General features: G+C 74.3%; 20 protein-coding genes and 2 riboswitches. Of the genes, 11 read left to right on the top strand and 9 right to left on the bottom strand.

What is annotated here, in order from left to right; genetic code table 11:
• Positions 1-137: 137 nt before the first annotated feature.
• Both ACFSHS_RS13630 and ACFSHS_RS13625 read right to left on the bottom strand, forming a co-directional pair.
• Positions 138-1,919, bottom strand: coding sequence for an N-acetylglutaminylglutamine amidotransferase (locus ACFSHS_RS13630; protein WP_376876835.1), 1,782 nt, complete (start codon positions 1,917-1,919; stop codon positions 138-140).
• A gap of 141 nt (positions 1,920-2,060) precedes the next feature.
• Positions 2,061-3,590: a S8 family serine peptidase gene (locus ACFSHS_RS13625; RefSeq protein ID WP_376876832.1), complete on the bottom strand. Its 1,530-nt coding sequence runs from the start codon at positions 3,588-3,590 to the stop codon at positions 2,061-2,063.
• A 133-nt stretch (positions 3,591-3,723) separates the two neighbouring features.
• Here ACFSHS_RS13625 and ACFSHS_RS13620 point away from each other — a divergent pair, with 133 nt between their 5' ends.
• From ACFSHS_RS13620 to ACFSHS_RS13610, 3 genes are all read left to right on the top strand, one after another.
• Positions 3,724-4,728 (top strand): aldo/keto reductase, encoded by a 1,005-nt coding sequence (locus tag ACFSHS_RS13620; protein ID WP_376876829.1) that lies wholly within the window; start codon positions 3,724-3,726, stop codon positions 4,726-4,728.
• A 178-nt stretch (positions 4,729-4,906) separates the two neighbouring features.
• Positions 4,907-5,272: a hypothetical protein gene (locus tag ACFSHS_RS13615; protein WP_376876826.1), complete on the top strand. Its 366-nt coding sequence runs from the start codon at positions 4,907-4,909 to the stop codon at positions 5,270-5,272.
• Positions 5,265-5,744 carry a hypothetical protein gene (locus ACFSHS_RS13610; protein WP_376876824.1) on the top strand — a complete coding sequence of 160 codons (480 nt, stop codon included), beginning with the start codon at positions 5,265-5,267 and terminating at the stop codon, positions 5,742-5,744. The genes ACFSHS_RS13615 and ACFSHS_RS13610 overlap by 8 nt, the downstream gene beginning before the upstream one ends.
• On the opposite strand, the gene ACFSHS_RS13605 is transcribed toward ACFSHS_RS13610, so the two are convergent.
• Complete coding sequence (locus ACFSHS_RS13605) at positions 5,699-6,475, bottom strand: hypothetical protein (RefSeq protein ID WP_376876821.1); 777 nt, start codon at positions 6,473-6,475, stop codon at positions 5,699-5,701. The two genes, ACFSHS_RS13610 and ACFSHS_RS13605, sit on opposite strands and share 46 nt — an antisense overlap.
• Positions 6,476-6,646: 171 nt before the next feature.
• Between ACFSHS_RS13605 and ACFSHS_RS13600 the strand changes: the two genes are divergently transcribed.
• A complete protein-coding gene (locus tag ACFSHS_RS13600; protein WP_376876818.1) occupies positions 6,647-8,998 on the top strand; it encodes a SpoIIE family protein phosphatase in 2,352 nt (783 codons plus the stop codon).
• 18 nt (positions 8,999-9,016) lie between these two features.
• On the opposite strand, the gene ACFSHS_RS13595 is transcribed toward ACFSHS_RS13600, so the two are convergent.
• Together ACFSHS_RS13595 and ACFSHS_RS13590 are read right to left on the bottom strand one after the other, a co-directional pair.
• Positions 9,017-9,532: a flavin reductase family protein gene (locus tag ACFSHS_RS13595; RefSeq protein WP_376876815.1), complete on the bottom strand. Its 516-nt coding sequence runs from the start codon at positions 9,530-9,532 to the stop codon at positions 9,017-9,019.
• Complete coding sequence (locus tag ACFSHS_RS13590) at positions 9,529-10,464, bottom strand: hydroxymethylglutaryl-CoA lyase (RefSeq protein WP_376876812.1); 936 nt, start codon at positions 10,462-10,464, stop codon at positions 9,529-9,531. The genes ACFSHS_RS13595 and ACFSHS_RS13590 overlap by 4 nt, the downstream gene beginning before the upstream one ends.
• 149 nt (positions 10,465-10,613) lie before the next feature.
• Here ACFSHS_RS13590 and ACFSHS_RS13585 point away from each other — a divergent pair, with 149 nt between their 5' ends.
• Positions 10,614-11,531, top strand: a complete 918-nt coding sequence (locus tag ACFSHS_RS13585) for a diguanylate cyclase domain-containing protein (RefSeq protein WP_376876809.1) — start codon at positions 10,614-10,616, stop codon at positions 11,529-11,531.
• A gap of 5 nt (positions 11,532-11,536) precedes the next feature.
• On the opposite strand, the gene ACFSHS_RS13580 is transcribed toward ACFSHS_RS13585, so the two are convergent.
• Both ACFSHS_RS13580 and pgm read right to left on the bottom strand, forming a co-directional pair.
• Complete coding sequence (locus tag ACFSHS_RS13580; RefSeq protein ID WP_376876806.1) at positions 11,537-12,616, bottom strand: M20 family metallopeptidase; 1,080 nt, start codon at positions 12,614-12,616, stop codon at positions 11,537-11,539.
• 1 nt (position 12,617) lies between these two features.
• Positions 12,618-14,252, bottom strand: coding sequence for a phosphoglucomutase (alpha-D-glucose-1,6-bisphosphate-dependent) (gene pgm / locus ACFSHS_RS13575; protein ID WP_376876803.1), 1,635 nt, complete (start codon positions 14,250-14,252; stop codon positions 12,618-12,620).
• Positions 14,253-14,397: 145 nt separating this feature from the next.
• On the opposite strand from pgm, the gene ACFSHS_RS13570 reads away from it, so the two are divergent.
• Both ACFSHS_RS13570 and ACFSHS_RS13565 read left to right on the top strand, forming a co-directional pair.
• On the top strand, positions 14,398-15,381 hold the full coding sequence (locus ACFSHS_RS13570; protein WP_376876800.1) for an ATP-binding cassette domain-containing protein: 984 nt from the start codon (positions 14,398-14,400) through the stop codon (positions 15,379-15,381).
• Positions 15,378-16,220, top strand: a complete 843-nt coding sequence (locus tag ACFSHS_RS13565; protein WP_376876797.1) for an ABC transporter permease — start codon at positions 15,378-15,380, stop codon at positions 16,218-16,220. The genes ACFSHS_RS13570 and ACFSHS_RS13565 overlap by 4 nt, the downstream gene beginning before the upstream one ends.
• Before the next feature lie 43 nt (positions 16,221-16,263).
• On the opposite strand, the gene ACFSHS_RS13560 is transcribed toward ACFSHS_RS13565, so the two are convergent.
• Positions 16,264-17,133 carry an alpha/beta fold hydrolase gene (locus ACFSHS_RS13560; protein ID WP_376876794.1) on the bottom strand — a complete coding sequence of 290 codons (870 nt, stop codon included), beginning with the start codon at positions 17,131-17,133 and terminating at the stop codon, positions 16,264-16,266.
• 66 nt (positions 17,134-17,199) lie between these two features.
• On the opposite strand from ACFSHS_RS13560, the gene ACFSHS_RS13555 reads away from it, so the two are divergent.
• Positions 17,200-18,972 carry a DEAD/DEAH box helicase gene (locus ACFSHS_RS13555; RefSeq protein ID WP_376876791.1) on the top strand — a complete coding sequence of 591 codons (1,773 nt, stop codon included), beginning with the start codon at positions 17,200-17,202 and terminating at the stop codon, positions 18,970-18,972.
• A gap of 8 nt (positions 18,973-18,980) precedes the next feature.
• On the opposite strand, the gene ACFSHS_RS13550 is transcribed toward ACFSHS_RS13555, so the two are convergent.
• On the bottom strand, positions 18,981-19,991 hold the full coding sequence (locus tag ACFSHS_RS13550; protein WP_376876788.1) for an alcohol dehydrogenase catalytic domain-containing protein: 1,011 nt from the start codon (positions 19,989-19,991) through the stop codon (positions 18,981-18,983).
• Positions 19,982-20,090: riboswitch (TPP riboswitch) on the bottom strand. Its footprint overlaps the gene before it by 10 nt.
• Positions 20,091-20,159: 69 nt before the next feature.
• Positions 20,160-20,253: riboswitch (TPP riboswitch) on the top strand.
• Here ACFSHS_RS13550 and thiM point away from each other — a divergent pair.
• The 3 genes from thiM (at position 20,247) to thiD (ending at position 22,548) form a co-directional block, all read left to right on the top strand.
• A complete protein-coding gene (gene thiM / locus ACFSHS_RS13545; protein ID WP_376876785.1) occupies positions 20,247-21,059 on the top strand; it encodes a hydroxyethylthiazole kinase in 813 nt (270 codons plus the stop codon). It overlaps the preceding riboswitch by 7 nt.
• Entirely contained in the window at positions 21,056-21,730 is a 675-nt protein-coding gene (gene thiE / locus ACFSHS_RS13540) for a thiamine phosphate synthase (protein ID WP_376876782.1), read from the top strand. The genes thiM and thiE overlap by 4 nt, the downstream gene beginning before the upstream one ends.
• On the top strand, positions 21,727-22,548 hold the full coding sequence (gene thiD, locus ACFSHS_RS13535; protein ID WP_376876779.1) for a bifunctional hydroxymethylpyrimidine kinase/phosphomethylpyrimidine kinase: 822 nt from the start codon (positions 21,727-21,729) through the stop codon (positions 22,546-22,548). Before thiE ends, thiD begins: the two co-directional genes overlap by 4 nt.
• Positions 22,549-22,559 lie beyond the last annotated feature (11 nt).

Below are 22,559 nucleotides of genomic sequence, written 5' to 3'. Positions count from 1 at the left end.
GGACGACGTCGGTCCCCATGCCCTCGATCTCGTGCGCCGTCGGCTCGTGCCAGGACCGGCTGGTCAGTGCGGGCGTGGCCGGGACGGCCGTGCGGCGCCGCTGCCCGGCAATCCGGAGTCGAGCCACAGTCACCGCCTCAGACCGCGTGGCTCTGGAGCCACAGCTCGAGCAGGCCCAGCTGCCACAGCTTGTTCCCGCGCAGCGGGGTGAGCTCGCCGTTGGGGTCGGCGAGCAGCTCGTCGACGTACTCCGGGCGGAACAGCGCACGGTCCCGGGCGGCGTCGCTGGTCAGGGCGTCGCGGACGAGGCCGAGCACCTTGCCCTCCAGGTGGGTGATCGCCGGCACGGGGAAGTACCCCTTCGGGCGGTCGATCACCTCCGGCGGGATGATCCGGCGGCCGATCGCCTTGAGCACCCCCTTGCCGCCGTCGGCCAGCTTCAGCTCGGGCGGGCACATCGCCGCGAGCTCCACTAGGTCGTGGTCGAGGAAGGGCACCCGGGCCTCCAGGCCCCACGCCATGGACATGTTGTCCACGCGCTTGACCGGGTCGTCCACGAGCATGACCTCGCTGTCCAGCCGCAGCGCGGCGTCGACGGCGGTCTCGGCACCGGGCCGCGACATGTGGTCGCGCACGAACGCCAGGCTCGGGTCCTCGTCGAGGGCGTACCGGTCGGACACGACCCTTCGCAGCTGGGCGTGGTCCCGGTCGAAGAAGGCCCGGGCGTACCGCTCCACCGCCTCCTCGCGGCCGACGCCGGCCAGCGGCGGGTACCAGTGGTAGCCGGCGAAGACCTCGTCGGCGCCCTGCCCCGACTGGACCACGCGGATGGTCTCGCTGACCCGTTCGCTGAGCAGGTCGAAGGCCACGACGTCGTGGCTGACCATCGGCTCGGCCATCGCCCCGATGGCGTGGCCGAGCGCGGCCGACAACTCGTCGGACGTCACCCGGATGCGGTGGTGGTCCGTGCTGAAGTGCTCGGCGATCACGTCGGAGTACGCGAACTCGTCGCCCTCGCGCCCACCCACGGACTCGAACCCGATGCTGTAGGTGGCCAGGCCGGTCTGGCCCTCCTGCGCCAGCAGGCCGACGATCAAGCTGGAGTCCAGGCCGCCGGACAGCAGCACCCCGACCGGGATGTCGGCGACCAGCCGCCGGCGGACCGCGACCCGGAGCGCCTCCTCGATCGCGTCCTCCCAGTCGCGGGCCGACCAGGAGGCGTGCTCCGGGCGGCGCTCGTAGGTGGCGTCCCAGTAGCGGTGCTCGGTGCTGGAACCGTCGGGCTCGATCACCCGCACGGTGGCCGGGGGCAGCTTGCGGACGCCGGCCAGGATCGTCCGCGGCGCCGGGACGACGGCGTGCCAGGTCAGGTAGTGGTGCAGCGCGACCGGGTCGATCGAGGTGTCGACGTCGCCCGCCTTCAGCAGCGCCGGCAGCGTGGAGGCGAACCGGAGGCGCTTCGGGCTCTCCGCCAAGTAGAGCGGCTTGATGCCGAGCCGGTCGCGGGCCATGACGACCCGACCGGTGTCGCGCTCGTGGATGACGAACGCGAACATCCCGTGCAGGTGCGAGACGACGTCGGTCCCCCAGTGGTGGTAGCCCTTGAGGATCACCTCGGTGTCGCTGTGGGAGAAGAAGCGGTAGCCGTGGCCCTCCAGCTCTGCCCGCAGCTCCTTGTAGTCGTAGATGCAGCCGTTGAAGACGGCCGTCAAGCCCAGCTCGTTGTCCACCATCGGCTGGGAGCCGCAGGAGGAGAGGTCGATGACCGAGAGCCGGCGGTGCCCGAAGGCGACCCGCCCGTTGCTCCAGGAGCCCTGACCGTCCGGGCCGCGGGGAACCAGGGACTCGACCATGCGGGCGACCGCGGTCGTGTCGGCCATCGACCCGTCGAACGTGATCTCGCCACAGAGGCCGCACATGCAACCTGATCTAACCCGTGTCGCATGCTCCATGCTCGTCGAGAGCAAGATCACCGGAGCGGGACGACCGTCGCCGGGAGGTTCCACGTGGAACAGGGCGAGGACGGCCCCGTCGGGGCCGCCCTCGCCACCGGCAGGGGATCAGCGGCGGTTCTTCGGCCCGCCCGCGCGTGCCGGGCGCCGCGTCTGCTGTGCCTCGGTCGAGCCCGTCAGCGCCTGCGCCGCCGCGACGACGTCGACGAGCCCCGTGCCCTTGTCGAAGGACGTCGGGTACCCGCCGACCGCCGTGTACGGCGCCCCGTCGGCGTACCGGTGGGCCGTGCTCTTCAGCGCCGCCTCGATCTCGGCGGGGGTGGCCGTCGGGTCTGCCTGGAAGAGCTGGGCGACGATGCCGGCGATGTGCGGTGCGGCCATCGACGTGCCGCTGATGGTGTTGAACGTGCCCACGTCCAGGGCTCCCGGGCCGTCCCGGAAGTCCAGGCCGATGGCGCAGATCGGCAGGTACGGCCGGCACGCCGACGTGATGTTCTCCCCCGGGGCGGAGAGGTCGGGCCAGGTGGAGGGGTCGGCCGCCGCACCGCGCGAGGAGTACTCGCTCACGACGCCGTCCCGGGCGCCGGTGTCCTCGTCGTAGTAGGACGCCACCGAGAGGATGCCCCCCGTCGGGTCCTGACCGGCGGGGTTGGTCAGCGACTCCGAGCCGTCCCCGCCGTCGTTCCCGGCCGCCCACACGGTCACCACGCCCTCGGCGGCGAGTGCGCGCTGCAGCTTCACCGTGGCCGAGTTCGGGTCGAACTCCCCGCCGCCCACCGGGCCGTAGGAGTTGTTGGTGACCTTGATGGGCGGGCAGACCCCGGCGGAGACGTCGGCACCGCACGGCGCCTCGTGGTTCTCGAGGACCCAGTTGAGGGCGGAGTCCGCACCCACGATCAGCAGCACCGCGCCGGTGGATATCGAGACCAGGCTCGCCCCGGGCGCGGCCCCCGAGAGCGTGGAGCCGTCCGAGAGGGTGGTCGGCCGGCCCGCCACGATGCCGTTCACGTGCGTGCCGTGCCCGCCCCCGGAGACCGTGTCCGTGTCGACGGAGGACGGCACCTCGACGACGCAGTCGGGGCTGGTGTCGGACTCGACCAGGCACAGGCTCTTCAGGTTGGCGACGACGGCGCTGCTGCCGTCCTGGTTCCGGAAGTACGGGTGCGTGGGGTCCACCCCGGAGTCGATCACCGCCACCGAGACGCCGCGACCGTCCAGCGCCCCGCCGTCGGCTCCCCTGAGCGTCCGCACCGCCTCGGCCCCGCGGGTGGCGGTGTTGGAGGTCTCCTGGGTGAACGCGATCGGGGTGTTGCCCTCGAGGTAGGTGACACCCGGCTCGGCGCGGGCCGCCTCGATCTGGTCGGCCGTGCCGGTGGCCACCGCGACGCCGATGCGCTCGAACTCGGTGACCAAGCGCATCCCCGTGGCGGCGACGGCGGCGCGGGCGGCGCCGATGTCGGTGCCGTGCACCAGGACCGTCGTCTCGCCGGTCAGCCTGCCCAGCTGGCCGGCCAGGAAGTCTTGCACGGGGGCCGGCGGATCGGTGGCGGGGACGGCCTGGGCGGGGGCGGCGAGCAGACCCGCCGTGACGACGGACAGGCCCCCCACCGCGAGGGTTCGGCGCAACGACGGGTTCATGGGACTCCTCGCTGGATCACGGGGCGGGATCACGGGCGGCATGCCGGACTGGGCGACCAGGTGTTCGTGCGCTGCCTCAACGACGCGCGCGCAGGGGGGTTACTGCCGGGTACCGCCCGGGCAGGAGCGGGCCATGCGCACACGGATGCTCGGCGGGCTGACCGTCTCGGCCCAGGGGCTGGGCTGCATGGGGATGAGCGAGTTCTACGGGCCGGGCGACGGCCCGGAAGCCGTGGCGGAGGCCGAACGCACCATCCGGCGGGCGCTGGACCTCGGCGTCACCTTCCTCGACACCGCCGACATGTACGGGCCGCTCACCAACGAGCGCCTCGTCGGGCAGGCGATCGCCGGCCGCCGGGACGAGGTCGTGCTCGCGACGAAGTTCGGCAACGAACGGGGCGAGGACGGCTCGTTCCGTGGCATCAACGGCAAGCCCGACTACGTACGGCGCGCGTGCGACGCCTCGCTGCAGCGGCTGGGCATCGACGTCATCGACCTGTACTACCAGCACCGCGTGGACACCACCGTCCCCGTGGAGGACACCTGGGGTGCCCTGCGGGAGCTGGTTGAGGCCGGGAAGATCCGCTTCGCGGGCATCTCGGAGGCGATGCCGGAGACCATCCGCCGGGCGCACGCGGTCCAGCCGGTGACGGCGGTGCAGACCGAGTACTCGCTGTGGACCCGCGATCCCGAGGAGAACGGCGTCCTGGCCACGTGCGCCGAGCTGGGGATCGGGTTCGTGGCGTACTCACCGATCGGCCGCGGCTTCCTCTCGGGGCGGATCCGCAGCCTCGACGACCTCGCGCCGGACGACTTCCGCCGGCGCAACCCCCGCTTCCAGGGGCCGGCCTTCGAGCAGAACCTGCGGCTGGTCGACCGGGTGCGCGAGATCGCCGTCGAGAAGGGCGTGACCGCCTCGCAGCTGGCCCTCGCCTGGGTCATGGCCGGGAGCGACCGGCGCGGCAACCCCCCGATCGTGCCGATCCCCGGCACCAAGCGGGTCGCCTACCTGGAGGAGAACGCGGCGGCCGCCGACATCGTGCTGACCGACGAGGACCTGCGCCGGCTGGACGAGGCCGCGCCGGTCGGTGCGGCCCAGGGCGACCGCTACCCGGACATGTCCACCGTCCACCGATAAGGACCCTGGCAGTCGGCGATCATGGACCTCCGGGGGCGACACGCCCGTCGGCACCCGCGTGTCGCCCCCGAGACTTCATGACCGCCGCAGGGAGGCGCTGACCCCGGCGCCGCCCGGGCCGGGTCGCGCGGGAGGATGGCGAGGTGCCGAACGACGCCGTCCCCCGGGAAACCCGCCGGTGACGCCGTTCCTCGTCGGCACTATCACGGTCGCCGCCGTCGTCCTCGCGCTGCTCGGGGCGCTGTCCACCCTCGCCCGGCGGCGGATCGGCCTGGTGCACCTGGGAGCCGCCGGACTGCTGGAAGCGCTCCTCCTGCTGCAGGCCGCCCTGGCGACGGCCGCCCTGGTCGCCGGCGACCGGCCGGCGGACACCCCGACGTTCCTGAGCTACCTGGTGGGGGTGCTCCTCGTCCCGGTGGTCGGCGTGCTGTGGGCACGCGCCGAGCGGACCCGCTGGGCGGGAACCGTGCTCGCGGTGGCAGGGGCGGTCGTCGGCGTCATGGTCTGGCGCCTGCTGCAGCTGTGGGAGGCCACCGGTGCGTGAGGGGAAGGCGCTCGGCGCGCCGGCCGAGCGCGGCGGGGCCGGAACCGGGACGACCGGGCCCGGTCGCGTCCTCGTGGCGCTCTACGGCACGTTCGCGCTGGCCGCCGGGGCGCGGGCCGCGGTGCAGATCGCGACCCGGTTCGGCGAGGCCCCGGTCGCCTACCTGCTGTCGGCGTTCGCCGCCGCCGTCTACGTGGTGGCCACGGTCGGCCTCGCCCGTGGACGGCGCGGACGGCGGACGGCGCTGGCCGCGATCACCGTCGAGCTGATCGGCGTGCTCGTGGTGGGGACGCTCTCGCTGGTCGACCCGGCCGCCTTCCCCGACGAGACGGTCTGGTCGGCGTACGGCCGCGGGTACTACTTCGTCCCGCTGGTGCTGCCGGTGCTCGGGCTGGTGCTGGTGCTGCGCGGGCTCCCCGCGCGGGCTCAGAACTCCCCGCCGCCGAAGTCCCCGCCGCCGAAGTCCCCGTAGTCGCCGCCGCCGTCCCAGCCGTTGTCGGCGCCACCGGCGAAGTCGGCATTCGGGTCCCCGCCGTAGTCGCCCGACCCCTCGGCCCCCGCACCGTCCTGGTAGCCCTCGGCGTAGGCCTCCTCGTCGCCGCCGCCGAACAGGCCGCCGTCGCCGATCCCGGTGTCGAACAGCGCATCCGCGACGGCTGTGCCGATGACCAGGCCACCGATCGTGCCGAGCAGGCTGCCGCCGATCATGCCGCCGATGCCGGGCCCGCCGTAGCCGGGCCCGTAGCCGTAGCCGCCACGGCCGTAGCCACCGCCGTACCCGGGGCCGTATCCACCGCCGTGCCCGGGGCTGTATCCGCCCAGCGCGCGTTCCAGGGTGCCCGGCTGACGCATCTCCGCGCGGGTGGCGACCCGGGCCAGCGTCTCGGGGTCGTCGGTGCGCGGGCGTTCCCCGGCGGGCACCGCGGCGGCCAGCTGGGCCAGGACCTGCTGCCGCTGGTCGACCGTGAGCTGGGCGAACGCCTCGGCGTGCGCCTGCTCGATCTGCTCCGGGGGAGCGGTGCGCAACAGGTACCGGTAGCGGGCGATCGCCTGCTCGTCGGACAACTGCTCGCCCCGCCGGGTCGCCGGCTGCTGCGCGTGGTGCTCGGGCGCGTACCCCCCGCCGTGGGCACCGCCGTACTGCCCGCCGTACTGCTGGTGTCCGGAGGATCGCCGACCGAAGAGGCGATCGAGCAGTCCCATGGTGGTTCCTCTCGCCGTGTCCACGCGGGTGCGGGTGCCCGCTCGGGTGACGAACGGGGCGGTCGAGCCGTTCCCCGTGGTCGGCCCGCCCACACGCCGGTGCTTCTCCGCAGGTCAGCGCCGCCGGTGCCTCGTGGGAGGGCGTTACCTGGTACACGGTTAGATGGCCTCGTGCCGTTCGAGCGCGACCGCCCCGCGTCCTCTCCCCCGCCCGACCGCGCACCGGGGGCGGCGGCCGGGTCGCTGGGATCGGCGGCACATGAGGCCGATCCGGTGCTCGACCAGCAGGCGGGCATCGTCACGGCCGCGAGCGCCGCCGTCTCCGGGCACGGCGGACGTGCCGGCGCGCACGCGAGCCTGCCGGGCGTGCTGGCCGACGTGCCCGTGGCGGTCCTCGTCATCGACCAGAAGGCCGGCTCGGTCGTGTACGCCAACACCGCGGCGGTGGAGCTGGCGGGCAACGTCCACCTGCCGGTGGACGTCGACACGTGGGGCGCCTCGGCCGGGCTGACCGATCTCTCCGGGGCACCGCTGGCCAGCAGCAGCGGGCCGCTGTCGGCGGTGGCCCAGGGCCGCCCGGTCAGCGGAGAGGCGGTCCGCCTGTCGCCCAGGACGAGCACCGAGCCCGAGCGGGCCGGCGCCGCGGACGAGTTCTCCGACCAGCTGCTGTGGGTCACCGGGTTCCCGCTGTCCCAGGCCGGGACCGAGGAGCAGCTGTCGCTCGTCGTCTTCCTGCAGCTCGACCCGCCGGAGGAGGTCGACGACCCGGACGCCTACCTGCAGGCGCTGCGTGAGCGGGCCGTCATCGCCACCGACATCACGTTCACGATCACCGATCCCCGTCAGCCGGACAACCCGCTGATCTGGGTCAACCCCTCCTTCACCCGGGTCACCGGGTACGAGATCGAGGAGGCGATCGGGCGCAACTGCCGCTTCCTGCAGGGCCCGGCCACCGATCCGGCCGCCGTGGCGGAGATCCGCGCCGGTCTGCGGGCGCGTCGGACGGTCACCACGACGCTGCTGAACTACCGCAAGGACGGGACCGCCTTCTGGAACCAGCTGTCGGTCAGCCCCGTCTTCGACGGCGCGGGCGACCTGGTCAGCTTCGTCGGCGTCCAGACCGACGTCACCGAGCGGGTGCGGGTGGAGCGCGAACGGGAGGTGGCCTTCGCCGCCGAGCAGGCCGCCCGGCAGGAGGCCGAGCTGGCCCGCGCGGTCGCGGAGCAGGCCCGCACGGACGCGGAGCGCGCCCAGCGTGAGGCCGAGCGGGCCCAGGAGCGTCTGGCCCTGATGGCCGAGGCGACCAGCACGCTCATCGCCACGCTGGACATGACCGAGCTGCTGGACCGGCTGGCCCGCATGTGCGTCCCTCACCTGGCCGACTGGGTCTACGTCACGCTGCTCGACGAGTACGGCGGGATCCGTGACGCCGTGGCCCGCCACCGCGACGGCCGCGAGGCCGACCTGCAGGAGTTCACCTCGCTGCACGTGCTGCACCTGCCGCCGATGTCGCCGAGCCGGCGGAGCATCGCGACGTCGCAGCCGGTACTGCTCCCGGAGGTGACCCAGGAGATCCTGGAGGAGGCGGTCACCTCCCCGGGCGCGCGGAAGGCCTTCCGGCGGCTGGGCGGCAGCTCGGTCCTGACCGTTCCGATGGTCGCCCGGCGCCGGACGCTGGGTGCCATCGCACTCGTCCGGAGCTCTGCCGGCCAGGCCTTCACCCGCGAGGACCTCGAGCTGGTCGAGGACCTCACCGGGCGTGCCGCGCTGGCGATGGACAACGTGCGGCTCTACCAGCGGGAGCACACGGTCGCAGACACGCTGCAGCGCTCGCTGCTGCCGGTCCTGCCCGAGATCCGCGGCATCGAGGCGGCAGCGCACTACGTCAGCGCCTCGTCGGCGGCCGACGTCGGCGGCGACTTCTACGACCTGCTCGACCTGCCGGACGGCTCCGTCGGCATCGTCGTGGGGGACGTCGTGGGGCACGACGTGGCCGCGGCCGCCGCGATGGGGCACCTACGCGGTGTCCTGCGCGCCTGCGTCTGGGACGCCGAGGACCCCGACCCCGGAAGAGTGCTCGCCCGCGTCGACCGGCTGGTGCAGGGACTGCGGGTCGCCCCGCTGGCCACGATGGTCTACGCGCGGGCGATCCGGCCGTCCTCGCCCGGTGCGCCGTGGCAGCTGCACGTGGCCAACGCCGGCCACCCGCCGATGCTCCTCCGCGCGCCGGACGGCGAGATGCGGCTGCTGGAGGGAATCACCGGGATGCTGGTCGGCGTGGCCACCGCCATCGAGCGCGACACCGTGGTCCTCGAGGTGCCGCCGGGCTCGACGCTCGTCGCGTACACCGACGGGCTGATCGAGCGGCCCGGCGCGGACCTCGACCACGGCATCGCCGAGCTGCGCGAGCGGCTGGCCGCCGCGCCGCCCGGCGCCGGGCCCCGCGAGCTGTGCGACGCCGCCGTGAGCGGTGGCCTGGACCACCGGGACGACGTCGCGCTGATCGCCGTCCGCTTCGGCTGAGGGGCGGCTGCGCCGAACCTAGGCCTCGCTGCGATGCAGCAGGCCGTAGCTCCCGCGGTGGTAGAGCAACGGCCGCCGGTCCGGGTGGGCGCCGAGGTCCAAGACCCGGGCGACGACGATGGTGTGGTCGCCACCGTCGTACTCGGCCCACAGCCGGCCGTCGATCCAGGCGACGACGTCGTCGAGGACCGGCGACCCGTGGGGGCTCGGCGTCCAGCGGACGCCGGCGAACTTGTCGGCCCCCGAGCGGGCGAAGTTCTGCGAGACGGCGTCCTGGTCCTCGGCCAGCACGTTGACGCAGAACCGGCCGATCTCGCGCAGCCGGGCCCAGGTGCGCGACGTCCGGGCCGGGGCGAACGCGACCAGGGGCGGGTCGAGCGAGAGGGAGCTGAACGACTGGCAGGTGAAACCGATCGGGCCCTCGGCGGTGTCGGCGGTGACCACGGTGACGCCGGAGGCGAAGTGCCCGAGCACCTCGCGCATGAGCCGTGGGTCGACGATCCGCGGCGTGCCCACGGGGTCCGGCACGGTCACCGGGCCTCCAGCGGCCGCGGGACCGACCGGCCTCCCGCCCGGTAGAGCGAACTGGGCAGGTCGTGGCCGACGGCCTCCTCGGTGACCCGGGCCGCGGCGAGGACAGCGTCGAGGTCCAGCCCGGTCCGCACCCCCGACTCCTCCAGCTGGTAGACCAGCTCCTCGGTAGCGATGTTGCCGCTGGCCCCCGGCGCGAACGGGCAGCCGCCGAGGCCACCGACGGAGGAGTCCAGCTGGGTGACCCCGGCCTGGATCGCGGCGAGCGCGTTCGCCTGGCCGGTGCCGCGGGTGTCGTGGAAGTGCACCCCGACGGCGATCCCCGGGCAGGCACGGCGGACGGCGTCGAGCAGCTGCACCACGCGCAGCGGGGCGGTGCTGCCGATGGTGTCGCCCAGGCACAGCTGGTCGGCACCCGCGGTCACGGCCGCGCGGGCCACGTCGACGGTGCGGGGGATCGGCGTCCGGCCGTCGAAGGGGCAGTCCCAGGCGGTGGCGATGATGACCTCCAGGGACCCGCCGGCGCCGTGGGCCAGGCCGGCGATCTCGCCGACCGCCGCCACCGCCTCGGCCGTCGACCGGCCCGCGTTGGCCCGGCTGTGCCCGTCGGAGGCCGAGACGACGTACTCGAGGTGCGCGACCCCGGCGTCGACGGCGCGGACCGCGCCGCGGGCGTTGGCCACCAGCGCCGACCAGTGCACGTCGCCCCAGCGGGAGAGCTCCGCGGCGACCTGGTTGGCATCGGCCAGGGCGGGGACGGCCTTGGGGGAGACGAAGGACGTCGCCTCGATCCGCCGCACGCCGGTGGCCACGAGCGCCTCCAGCATGGCCAGCTTCCCCTCCAGCGGCACCGGTGCCTCGAGCTGCAGCCCGTCGCGCATGCCGACCTCGCGGATGTCGACCGCGGCGGGCAGCACCAGGTCGAACTCGTTCACGCGCGTTCCTCCTCGACTGTCGGTGGTCCCCCGCATCCTGCACCTCCGGGGTGACCCCCCGGCGGGTGACCCGGAACGGTTCCGTGACGCCCGGCGCGCCCTTCCGGCTATCGGTCGCGCAAGATGTGAGGTGGGGGAGGAGATGAGGTGTGATCGACGTGGCCGTACCCCTGCCGGCGGCTGACCGGCGCAGCGCGTTCGCGAACGCGCCGATGGGCGTCGCGCTCACCACCCCCACCGGCGTCCTGGTCGACGCCAACCCGGCGCTGTGCGAGATGCTCGGCCGCACCTCCGCGGAGCTGCACGGGAGGTCGGTGCTCGACCAGGTGCACCCGGACTTCGCATCCGCCGCCGGCGACGCGTTCGCGGCCTGGATCGCCGGGCCGGCCCGGCCGCTGCGCCACGAGACCCGGCTGCAGCGGGCCGACGGCAGCGACGTCCCCGTACAGGTCACGGCCTCGTGGGTGGCCGAGAGCCCCGAGGGGCTGGCCGCGCACCTGGTCATGATCGTCGAGGACATCACCGAGCGGAAGGCGCTGGAGGCGCAGCTGGTCCACCGCTCGCTGCACGACCCGCTGACCGGACTGCCCAACCGGCTGCTGTTCCAGGACCGGCTCTGGCACGCGCTGGAGCGGGGCCGCCGGGAGAACACCCCCACCTGCGTGCTCATCACCGACCTCGACGGCTTCAAGGTCATCAACGACGAGCTGGGGCACCCGATGGGCGACCTCGTGCTGGTCAGCTTTGCGGAGCGGCTCCGGTCGGTCCTCCGGGCCAGCGACACCGCGGCCCGGCTGGGGGGCGACGAGTTCAGCATCGTCTGCGAGAACACCGAGCCGGCCGACGCCGAGGTGCTGGCGGACCGGCTGCGGGCGTCGGTCACCGAGCCGCTGGCCCTCGGCGGGCGGACGGTGTCGGTGGGACTGAGCATCGGCATCGGCTCGGTGGCCGGCGGCGACCACCCCGGTGATGTGTACGAGCGGGTGGTCCGGGAGGCCGACGACGCGATGTACGCCGACAAGGCCCGCCGTCGCCACGGCCGCCGGGGGGTCGCGGCGCGCGACTGAGCCGGTCAGCCGGCGCGGCCCCAGCGCGCGGCCACGGCGGTGAAGGCCGCCGTCGCCTGCTCGAGCTCGGCCAGTTCCACGTACTCGTCGACGGCGTGCATGACCGCGGGAGTGCCCGGGCCCCAGACGACGATCGGCGCGCCCCGGACGACCGCTCCCAGGACGGAGGCGTCGGTGAAGTAGGTGGCGGGCCCGGGGAGCACCGGGGCCGGCAGGGTGGCCACCCAGGGGTCGTCCGCCGGGGTGCCCACCGGCGGCAGGTCCACCCGCACCTCGACGTCGGCGACCTCCGGCTGCGCCCGCCACCACGCCAGGAGCGGCCCGCCGTCGGCGACCGTCCGCATGTCCACGAGCACCTCGGCCCGGTCGGGCACGACGTTGGGCACGGTTCCGCCGGCCACCACCCCGGGGTTCCACGTCTCGGTGCCCAGGAACGGGTCGGTGCGCAGCGGCAGCTGCCCGGCGACCCGGCCCAGCAGCGCGACGAGGTCCAGGACGGCGTTGTGCCCGCGCTCGGGCGTGCTGCCGTGGGCGGCCCGCCCGGCGGTCCGCACGGCCAGCCACAGGGCTCCGCGGTGACCGAGGACGACCTGGTTCCCCGTGGCCTCCGGGACGACGACGGCGCCGATCCGCTGCTCGGCCAGGGCCGCGGCCGCCGCGGCCGCCCCCTTGGAGCCGATCTCCTCGTCGCTGGTCAGCAGGAGGGCGATCGGGGTCTCCGGATCGGCGGACCCCAGTGCCACGGCAGCGGCGACCAGGCCGGCCTTCATGTCGCTCGCACCCCGCCCCCACACCCGCCCGGCGTCGAGGTCGGCGCCGAAGGGGTCGCTCTGCCAGCGGCCGGGGTCGGGCACCGGCACGGTGTCCACGTGGCAGGCCAGCAGCAGCTGCGGCCGGCCCGGATCGGTGGGCGTGCGCAGCAGCGTCCACGGGTGGTCCGGGTCGCGGCCCGTGGTGACCTCGAGATGCGGTGCCCGTTCAAGCAGCGCCTCGGTCACCAGCCCCAGGGCGTTCCGCTGCGGGCCCGCCTCCCCCGAGACGGTGACGCGTGCGACGAGCTCGCGGAGCAGCGCGACCGGGTCCATCTCAGCCGCCCAGCGCCGCGCCGACGACGGCCCGGGCCTCCTCCTGCACCTGCGCGAGGTGGTCGGGGCCCTTGAACGACTCCGCGTAGATCTTGTACACGTCCTCGGTGCCCGACGGGCGGGCGGCGAACCAGGCGTTCTCCGTGGTGACCTTCAGCCCGCCGATGGGGGCGTCGTTGCCGGGAGCGCGGGTGAGCTTCGCGGTGATCGGCTCGCCGGCCAGCTCGGTGGCGGTGACGGCGTCGGGGGAGAGCTTGCCCAGCGCCGCCTTCTCCTCCCGCGTGGCCGGCGCGTCGATGCGCGCGTACGCCGACTCGCCGAAGTGGTCGGTGAGCTGCTTGTGCAGCCTGGACGGCGACCGTCCGGTCACCGCCTGGATCTCGGACGCGAGCAGGGCCAGGAGGATGCCGTCCTTGTCGGTCGTCCAGACGCTGCCGTCCCGCCGCAGGAACGAGGCGCCGGCCGACTCCTCCCCGCCGAAACCGATCCTGCCGTCGAGCAGCCCGGGCACGAACCACTTGAAGCCCACGGGGACCTCGACCAGCGTGCGGCCGAGGTCGGCCACCACCCGGTCGATCAGCGAGCTGGAGACCAGCGTCTTGCCGACGGCGGTGTCCTTCGACCAGCCCGGCCGGTGGCTGAGCAGGTAGGCGATGGCGACGGCGAGGAAGTGGTTGGGGTTCATCAGGCCGCCGTCGGGGGTGACGATGCCGTGCCGGTCGGCGTCGGCGTCGTTGCCGGTGGCGATCTGGAACTCGTGCCGGCGGCCGACCAGGGAGGCCATGGCCGCGGGGGAGGAGCAGTCCATCCGGATCTTCCCGTCCCAGTCCAGCGTCATGAACCGCCACGTCGGGTCGACCAGCGGGTTCACCACCGTGAGGTCCAGGCGGTGCCGCTCGGCGATCGCCGCCCAGTAGTCGACGCTGGCCCCGCCGAGGGGATCGGCGCCGATCCGGACCCCGGCGTCGCGGACGGCGTCGAGGTCGACGACGCTCGGCAGGTCGTCGACGTAGGTGCCGAGGAAGTCGTAGGGCTGGGCCGCCCGGCGGGCCTGGTCGAGCGGCACGCGGCGGACGCCGGTCAGGCCGGCCCGCAGCAGGTCGTTGGCCCGCCCGGCGATCCAGCCGGTGGCGTCGGTGTCGGCGGGCCCGCCGTCGGGCGGGTTGTACTTGAAGCCGCCGTCGCGGGGCGGGTTGTGCGACGGCGTGACGACGATGCCGTCGGCGAGGCCGGACGACCTGCCCCGGTTGGCGGTGAGGATGGCGTGGCTGACCGCGGGCGTCGGCGTGTAACGGCCGGCCGCGTCGACCAGCACCGTCACGTCGTTGCCCACGAGGACCTCGAGCGCGCTCGCCCAGGCCGGTTCGGACAGCGCGTGGGTGTCCCGGCCGATGAACAGCGGGCCGTCGTAGCCCCGCTCCGCGCGGTACTCGCAGATCGCCTGGGTGGTGGCGAGGATGTGCGCCTCGTTGAACGCGGCGTCGAAGGCCGAGCCCCGGTGGCCCGAGGTGCCGAAGGCCACCTGCTGGGACGGCTCGGCGGGATCGGGCTCGATCGTGAAGTAGGCGGTCACCAGCGCGGCGACGTCGATGAGATCGCTGGGCCGGGCGGGCTGACCGGCACGGTCGTCGCTCATGCCGCTGATCCTGGCCCGGAGCGGGTCGGCGGCGCGACCGGACGCGTCGGGACCGAAAAGGCCTTGCGGTTCTGTCGGTGGGCGGCGGCATGCTGCACCCCATGACGACGGACAGGGGTGGACGACGAGACCCAGGGCGGGCGGCATGACCGCGGCACCGGCGGTCGAGGCGATCGAGCTGGTCAAGCAGTTCGGCACCAACCGGGCCGTGGACGACGTGAGCTTCGTCGTTCCCGCCGGGTCGGTGCTGGGCCTGCTCGGGCCCAACGGCGCCGGCAAGACCACCCTCGTGCGCATGCTCACCACGCTGAGCGTGCCGACGAGCGGCACCGGCCGGGTCGCCGGGTTCGACATCGTGCGGCAGCCGACCGACGTCCGCCGCAACATGGGCCTCACCGGCCAGGCGGCCACGGTCGACGAGATCCTGACCGGCCGGGAGAACCTCGCGCTGATCGGTGCCCTCTACGGGCTGTCGAAGAAGTACGTCCGGGAGGCCACCGAGCGGCTGCTGTCCCGCTTCGACCTGCTCGACGCGGCCGACCGGATGGCGAAGACCTACTCCGGGGGCATGCGGCGACGGCTCGACCTGGCGGTCAGCCTGCTCGCCGCCCCGCCGATCCTGTTCCTCGACGAGCCGACCACGGGACTGGACCCGCACAGCCGGTCCGGGCTCTGGCAGGTGCTCCGGGAACTGGTCGACGAGGGCACCACGCTGGTGCTGACCACGCAGTACCTGGAGGAGGCCGACCAGCTCGCCGACGAGATCATCGTCGTCGACAAGGGCAAGGTCATCGCCGCCGGCACGCCCACGCAGCTCAAGGACCAGGCGGGACAGGCCAGCGTCGTGGTGACGCTGACCCACGCCGACGACCTGGACGAGGCCGCCGCGCTCATGCGCGCCCACTCCCCCGAGGTGCACGTGGAGCGGGGCAGCCGGCGGCTCACCGCGCAGGCGGGCGGGCTGGCCGACATGACGCGGATCGCCGCCGTCTTCGAGGCCAGCGGTATCGAGCTCGACGACCTGGGACTGGCCCGGCCGAGCCTCGACGACGTGTTCCTGCACCTCACCGGCCGTCGTGCCGAGCCCACGGCCGATCCGGACCAGACGACGGAAGGGGTCACGCCGTGACCGTCCTGCAGAAGACCCGGGCCCCGGCCGAGCGGCCGCCCATCTCGCCGCCCTCGCTCCTGCGGGCGTCGTCGACGATCGTGTGGCGGAACCTGCTGCACATCCGGCGGATGCCGGAGATGCTGCTCGACGTCACCGTGCAGTCGGTGATGTTCGTGCTGCTGTTCGCCTACGTCTTCGGCGGCGCGATCGCCGTGCGCGGCGCGGACTACAAGGAGTTCCTGCTGCCCGGGATCATGGTGCAGACCATGGTCTTCTCCTCGGCGATCGTGGCCATGGGACTGACCAGCGACCTGCAGAAGGGGATCGTCGACCGGTTCAAGTCCCTGCCGGTCCCGCGGTCGGCGGTGCTGGTGGGCCGCAGCATCTCGAGCCTCATCCACTCCAGCATCGGCGTGGTCGTGATGGCGCTCACCGGGCTGCTCATCGGCTGGCGGGTGCGCAACGGCCTCCTCGACGGCCTGCTCGCCTTCCTGCTGCTGCTGTTGTTCGGGTTCGCGCTCATCTGGCTCGGCATCTGGGTCGGCTCGCTCATGCGGACCGTCGAGGCCGTGCAGGGCTTCATGTTCACGGTCATGTTCCCGCTGACGTTCGTCGCCAACACCTTCGCGCCGCCGGAGAGCATGCCCGCGTGGCTGCGCGCCATCGCGGAGTGGAACCCGGTGTCGGCCCTCACCCAGGCCTGCCGGGAGCTGTGGGGCAACGGCCTGCCCGCCCCGGCGGACGCCGCGTGGCCCCTGCAGCACCCGGTCGCCGTGTCGATCGCCTGGTCGCTGGCGCTCACCGCGATCTTCGCGCCGCTCGCCGTCGCGGCGTTCCGCCGCCGCTCCCGCGACTGACCAGCTTGGTTCCGCGGCACGGGGTGCTCGGGGGCTACCGGGCTCAGCGGGCCTCGACCCGCTCCAGGAAGAGGCGGAGCGTGGTCAGGAAGATCTCGGGCTGCTCCGAGTGCACCCAGTGTCCGGCGTTCTTGATGCGGACCAGCCGGGTGGCGGGGAAGAGGGCGTCCATGTGCGGCCGGTCGCGGTCGAGCACGTAGCTGGAGTTCGCCCCGGCCACCCACAGCACCGGCCCGTCGTAGGTGGCTCCCGGCGGCGGCTCGGGGAAGCCGCGCAGCTCCTCGAGGTCGCGCTCCAGCAGCTCCAGGTTCAGCCGCCAGCGCCATCCGGGGGCGGGCCGCCCTTCCTGGTCGCTCAGCCCCTCGCGGACCAGGCTCTGCAGCAGGAAGCTGCGCACCATCCGGCTGGGGACGGCCTCCTTCAGCGCCGCGTCGGCGTCCTCGCGGGTCCTCAGCCGGTCGAGGTCCATCGCCCGCATCGCCTGGATGTACGCGGCGAACGGCGAGGCCTCCTCGTCCGGGTCGTCCGTGCGCCCTCCCTGCAGCGGGTACTCGACGGGGGCGATGTCCACGACGACCAGCGCCCGGAGCAGTTCGGGCCGGCGCAGGGCGAGCTGCATCGCCACCTTGCCGCCCATCGAGTGCCCGACCAGGGTCACCGGCTCACCCAGCTGCTCGAGCTCGGCGGCCAGCATCCGCACCATGTCGAGATAGTCGACCCGTTCCGTCCACGGCGAGTGCCCGTGGTTGGGGAGGTCGACCAGGGTGACGCGGTGGCCGTCGGCCATACCCTTGGCGATCGTCGTCCAGTTCTTGCCCTGGCCGAAGAGCCCGTGGACGAAGACGACCCGCGGCCCGGACTCCCCCAGGGTGCGCGACGCCAGGCGCTCGTCGTTGCCGGCGTCCTCGGTCACCCGGCGATTCCATCAGACGTTCCGCCGGTGCCGCCGCTTACGGTGCCCGGGACGAGGGGGAGGGACATGCCCGGACGACGGCGGCGCAGCACGCGAAGCGCCGGCACGACCAGCCGCAGCACGACCGCGAACAAGACCACCCGCGCCACGACCCGCCGCCGGTCCACCGCGGCGGCGTCGAAGCGGCCCGCGAAGGCCGCTCCCGAGGTGCCCACGGCGGGTCCGGGCGAGCGGGTGTGGGTCCTGGCGGTGCCGTTCCGGGCGCCGGCCCCCGGCGCCGTCTGGCACGCCGGCCTGCAGGCCCACGTGTGGGTGGGGCCCGAGCTCCCGCCGGAGCTGGCGCCCTACGACCCGCCGCCGTACACGCTCGAGCGCTTCCTCGAGGACGAGGTCAACGAGAAGCCACGGCCGGTGCCGCTCGCCCGGCCGCTGACGCCCCGCGACCAGCAGTGCGACGGCGCCGACGTGATCGCGGCGCACGCGGCGGCCGGGGGCCGGGTGTTCCTGCTCGGCGACGACCCCGGGGTGGGCAAGACGGGGACGGCGATCCTCGCGGTCAAGGCGGTCGCCGAGCAGCGCCACGTGCGGACCGTCCTGGTGGTCGCCGACCGCCCCGCGGCGATCACCATCCCGCACTGGACCCGCTCGATCGCCGGGTTCGGTGACGGCGGCCTGCGCTGGTGCGTTACCACCTGGGACCGGCTCGGGAAGGTCGCGAAACTCCGGTTCGACGTCGTCGTCGCCGACGAGGCCCACATGGTGCGGCACACCACGACGCAGCGCTGGAAGCACTGGAAGGCGGTGTCGGGCGCCGGCCGGGGGAAGGACGCCCCGTTCGTGCTGGCCGCCACCGCCACCCCGGCGCACACGCCGCTGGAGCTGCCGTACCTGGCCCCGGAGTTCGCCGTCCGGCACGGGGAGCCGGTCCGCGAGTGGGCCGACCTGCCGAAGCAGCTCGCCGCGCACGGGTTCCACGTGGAACGTGGCCGCTACGGGTGGCAGTGGACCGACGACCCCGACCAGCGGCGCGCTGACCTAACCAGGCTGCAGTCGTGGCTGACAGCTGCCGACCCGCCCGGCACGCTGCACCGGGGTGCGCCCTGGGGGCCGGTCTCGGTGAGCGGGACGCCGGTGGCGCTGACCCCCGCGGAGCGGGCGGCCTACGACTCGGAGTGGTCGGAGTTCCGCGCGGAGATGCGGCTGGCGCGCACGGCACGCCAGGGCGCCCGCGGGCGGGCGGCGCTGCTGCGGTTCCGGCAGAAGGCCGGGCTGATCCGGGTCCAGGCCACGGTCGACTGGGTGAAGGCCCAGGTGGAGGCCGAGCGGCAGGTCGCGGTGTCGGTCGAGTTCGTCGAGACGGCCGCCGATCCGATCCGGGAGGCCCTGCTCGACGCGGGGATCCCGGTGGCCGGCATCTACGGGCGCGACCGGTTCGACCATGGCCTCGGTGATCCGGAGCGCGAGCGGTTGCGGTTCCAGCGGGGCGAGGCCCGGGTCTGCGTCTTCACGGTCACCGCGTCGATCTCGCTGCACGCCGGCGAGCTCCTGCCCGACGGACGCCCCGCCTCGGAGACGCCACGGGTCGGGCTGTTCCACCAGCCCCGCTTCTCCGGCATCCAGGCCCGGCAGGTCACCGGCCGCACCCACCGGGACGGGCGGACCTCGCCGTGGCGGATCGCGTTCGCCGAGGACACGGTCGAGGAGCAGGTCGCCCGCGTCATGGTCGAACGGCTCGCGGTCAGCGGCTCGGCCGCCGGGGCCGACACGTCGTCCCTGCGCGAGATCGCCGAGCTGCTCGACGCCGACTGGCTGCCGGCGGCCGCACTCACCGACGACTGACCCGGTCATCAGGGCCGGAGCACCGCCCGGCCGACGACACGGCCGGCGCGCAGCTCCTCGAGCACGCGCGGGCCGTCGTCCAGGGCGTGCTCGGTGACCGTCGTCTGCAGCCGGCCGCGCGCGGCGAGGTCGAGGGCCGCCACGAGCTCGGAGCGGCGGTTGCCGACCGACGTCACGATCCGCTGCTCGGGGACCACGAGGCCGAGCGGGTTGATCTCGACGGTGTCGAAGCTGTAGCCGACGTAGACCAGGGTTCCCCGCTTGCCCAGGCAGGCCAGTGCGGCGGCGCCGGTCTCCCGGGTGCCGACCAGGTCGAAGACCACGTCGGCGCCGGCGCGGCCGGTGGCCTCCCGGACGGCGGTCGCGACGTCCCCGGTCCCGTCGACCGTCACGTCGGCGCCCAGCTTCCGGGCGAGGCGGAGGCGGTGCGGGTTCCGGGCGACCGCCACCGGCCGCGCCCCCACCTCCCGCAGCACCTGGACCAGGGCCAGGCCGACGCCACCGGTTCCGTAGACGACGGCGGTGGATCCGGGACGGACGGCCGCCACGTCCACCGCGTGCAGTGCCGTGGTGGCGCTGCAGCACAGGGTGGCCGCGGACGGCAGGTCGAGCGTCTCGGGCACGCGGACCGCGGCCGAGGCGGGCACCACGACCTGCTCGGCGAACCCGCCGTCGGTGGCGAAGGCCAGGAAGCCGAGGGGCGCGTCGCACAGGTGGTCGTCGCCGGCGAGGCACGAGCGGCACCGATGGCAGGCGTGCAGGTAGTGGACGGCGACGCGGTCTCCCACTGCGACGTCATCCACCTCGTCGCCGACCTCGGCGATCACGCCGGCCACCTCGTGGCCCAGCGTGATGGGCGCTCGTGCCGGGGTCAGCAGCCCGTCCAGGAAGTGCAGCTCGGTCCCGCACACCCCCGCGGCCGCGACGTCGATCAGCACGTCCCCGGGCCCGGGGCGAGGCGAGGGGACGTCCTCGACCACCGCCGGCCGTCCCGCTCCGTGGAAACGCACAGCACGCACAACTGCCTCCCTACGCCGGCATGACCCGGACAGGTTCCAACGGTCGGCGGCTGCAGCCGCCCTCTCAGCCCGTTTCGACGGGCTCCCGCGTACGGACGGCACGGTAGCCGGTCGCCGTGGTCCTCGCCCGGGGCCGCCCGGCCACCCGACTCCTGTTAGGTTCGCTGCGTACGTGGCACGGGGTGTCCCTCCAGGGACTGAGAACAGACCCGTCGAACCTGCTCCAGTTCGCACTGGCGAAGGGATGTCACCGGCGTGGAAGCCGTCGATCTCCGCGCTGCCCGTGAGGCAGTGCGCACGAACGCACCCCTGGTGCACTGCCTGACCAACACGGTCGTGCAGTCGATCACCGCCAACGCGCTGCTCGCCGCCGGTGCGGCGCCGGCCATGGTGGACGCACCGGAGGAAGCCGGCGACTTCGCCGTCGTGGCCTCCGCCGTGCTGGTCAACGTGGGCACCGTCCACCGCCGCACCGCCGAGGCGATGCGGCTGGCGGCACGGTCGGCCTGGACGGCCGGCACTCCCTGGGTCCTCGACCCGGTCGCCGTCGGCGGCCTGGCCTATCGGACGGAGCTGGCTGCCGACCTGGTGGCGCTGCGCCCCACCGTGGTTCGCGGCAACGCGTCCGAGGTGATGGCGCTCGCCGGTGCCGGCGGAGGCGGACGGGGCGTCGACAGCACCGCTGCCACCGATGACGCGGTCACCGCAGCAGCGGAACTGGCCGGCCGCACCGGTGGCGTGGTCGCGGTGAGCGGCGAGGTCGACCTGATCACCGACGGACGGCGGACGGTGCGCGTGGGCGGCGGGTCGGTGCTGCTCACCCGGACGACCGGGGCCGGCTGCGCGCTCGGCGCCCTGGTGGCGGCCTACCTCGCCGTCACCGACGACCCCCTCGCCGGTGCCGTCGCCGCGCACGCCCACGTCGCGCTGGCCGCGGAGCGGGCGGCCGCCGCCGCCGCGGGGCCCGGCACGTTCGCCGTCGCGTGGCTCGACGCCCTCGACGGGGTGGACGGGGACGCCGTGGCCGGCGCCGACCTGCGTGCGGAAGACGTCCGGGGCGCCGGATGAGGCGGCCGTTCGACCCGACGCTCTACCTGGTCACCGACACCGAGCTCTGCCGGCCCCGGCCGGTGGCCGACGTCGTCAAGGCCGCGGTGGCCGGCGGGGTGACCGCCGTACAGGTACGTGACAAGGGCGCCTCCCGGCGGGAGTTGCTGGCCCTGACGGGCGCCGTGCAGGCGTCACTCGCCGGCCGCCCCGACGTGGCGGTCGTCGTCAACGACGCCGTGGACGTCGCCCTGCTGGCCGGCGCGAACGGCATCCACGTCGGCCAGGGGGACCTTGCCGTCGCCGAGGTCCGGGCGCTGATCGGCCCCCACCCGTGGCTGGGCCTGTCGGTGGAGAGCGCGGCCGATCTGGACGCGGCGCTGCGGCTGCCCGCAGGCACCGTCGACGTGGTCGGCCTCAGCCCGGTGTGGGCCACGCCGACCAAGCCCGAGGCCGGCCCCGGACTGGGGACCGCGGCCGTCCGGAGCCTGGCCTCCGCGGCCCGGGCCGGCGGGCTGACCAGCGTGGCCATCGGGGGGATCACCGTCGACCGGGCGGCGGAGGTCGCTGCCGCCGGTGTCGACGGGCTGTGCGTCGTCTCCGCCGTCTGCGCTGCCGCCGACCCCACGGCCGCGGCCCGGGAACTGCGGTCGGAGATCCGCCGTGGCCGCCTGGCGGAGCTCGCGCGGTGACCGCCGGACGCACGCCCACGGCCCTCTCCGTGGCCGGCAGCGATCCCAGCGGGGGTGCCGGCATCCAGGCCGACCTGAAGACCTTCAGCGCCCTCGGCGCCTACGGCACCGCCGTGCTCACCGCGCTCACCGCGCAGAGCACCCGCGGCGTCACCGGCGTTCATCCCGTCCCGGCGGCGTTCGTGGGACTGCAGTTGCGCACGCTGCTCGACGACGTCGAGGTCCACGCCACCAAGCTGGGCATGCTGGGCACCGCGGACGTGGTGCGGGAGGTCGCCGCCGTGCTCGCCGAACGTCGCCCCGGGCCCGTGGTCTGCGACCCGGTGATGGTGGCGACCAGCGGCGACCGGTTGATCGACGAGGAGGCGGTGGCCGCCGTCCGTACCGATCTGCTGCCGGTCGCCGACCTGATCACCCCGAACGTGCCCGAGGCCGCGGCGCTGCTCGAGGTGGAGCCGTCGACCGAAGCGGATGACCTGACCGACCAGGCCCGCGCCCTGCTGGAGTTCGGCCCCGGAGCCGTGCTGCTCAAGGGCGGCCACCTGGGCGGGGACGAGAGCGTGGACGTGCTGGCGACCGCCGGGGGCGTGTGGACCACCCGCCGTCCCCGGGTGGCGACGACCGCGACGCACGGGACGGGGTGCACGCTCTCCTCGGCGATCGCCGCGCTCGCCGCCCGGTCCGGAGGCGGAGACTGGTTGCCCCTGGTCGAGCAGGCCCGCGACTACCTCCAGCGCGCGCTGGAGGGTGGCGGGAGTCTGGGCGTCGGCTCGGGGCACGGCCCGGTCCACCACTTCGCGGGGGTGTGGCCGGACTGATCGGAGGTGCC

The organism is Blastococcus deserti (assembly GCF_042682525.1).
GTDB lineage: Bacteria > Actinomycetota > Actinomycetes > Mycobacteriales > Geodermatophilaceae > Blastococcus_B > Blastococcus_B deserti.
Note: the sequence above shows the minus strand (reverse complement) of the source record. Positions and strands in the feature narration are given on the sequence as shown.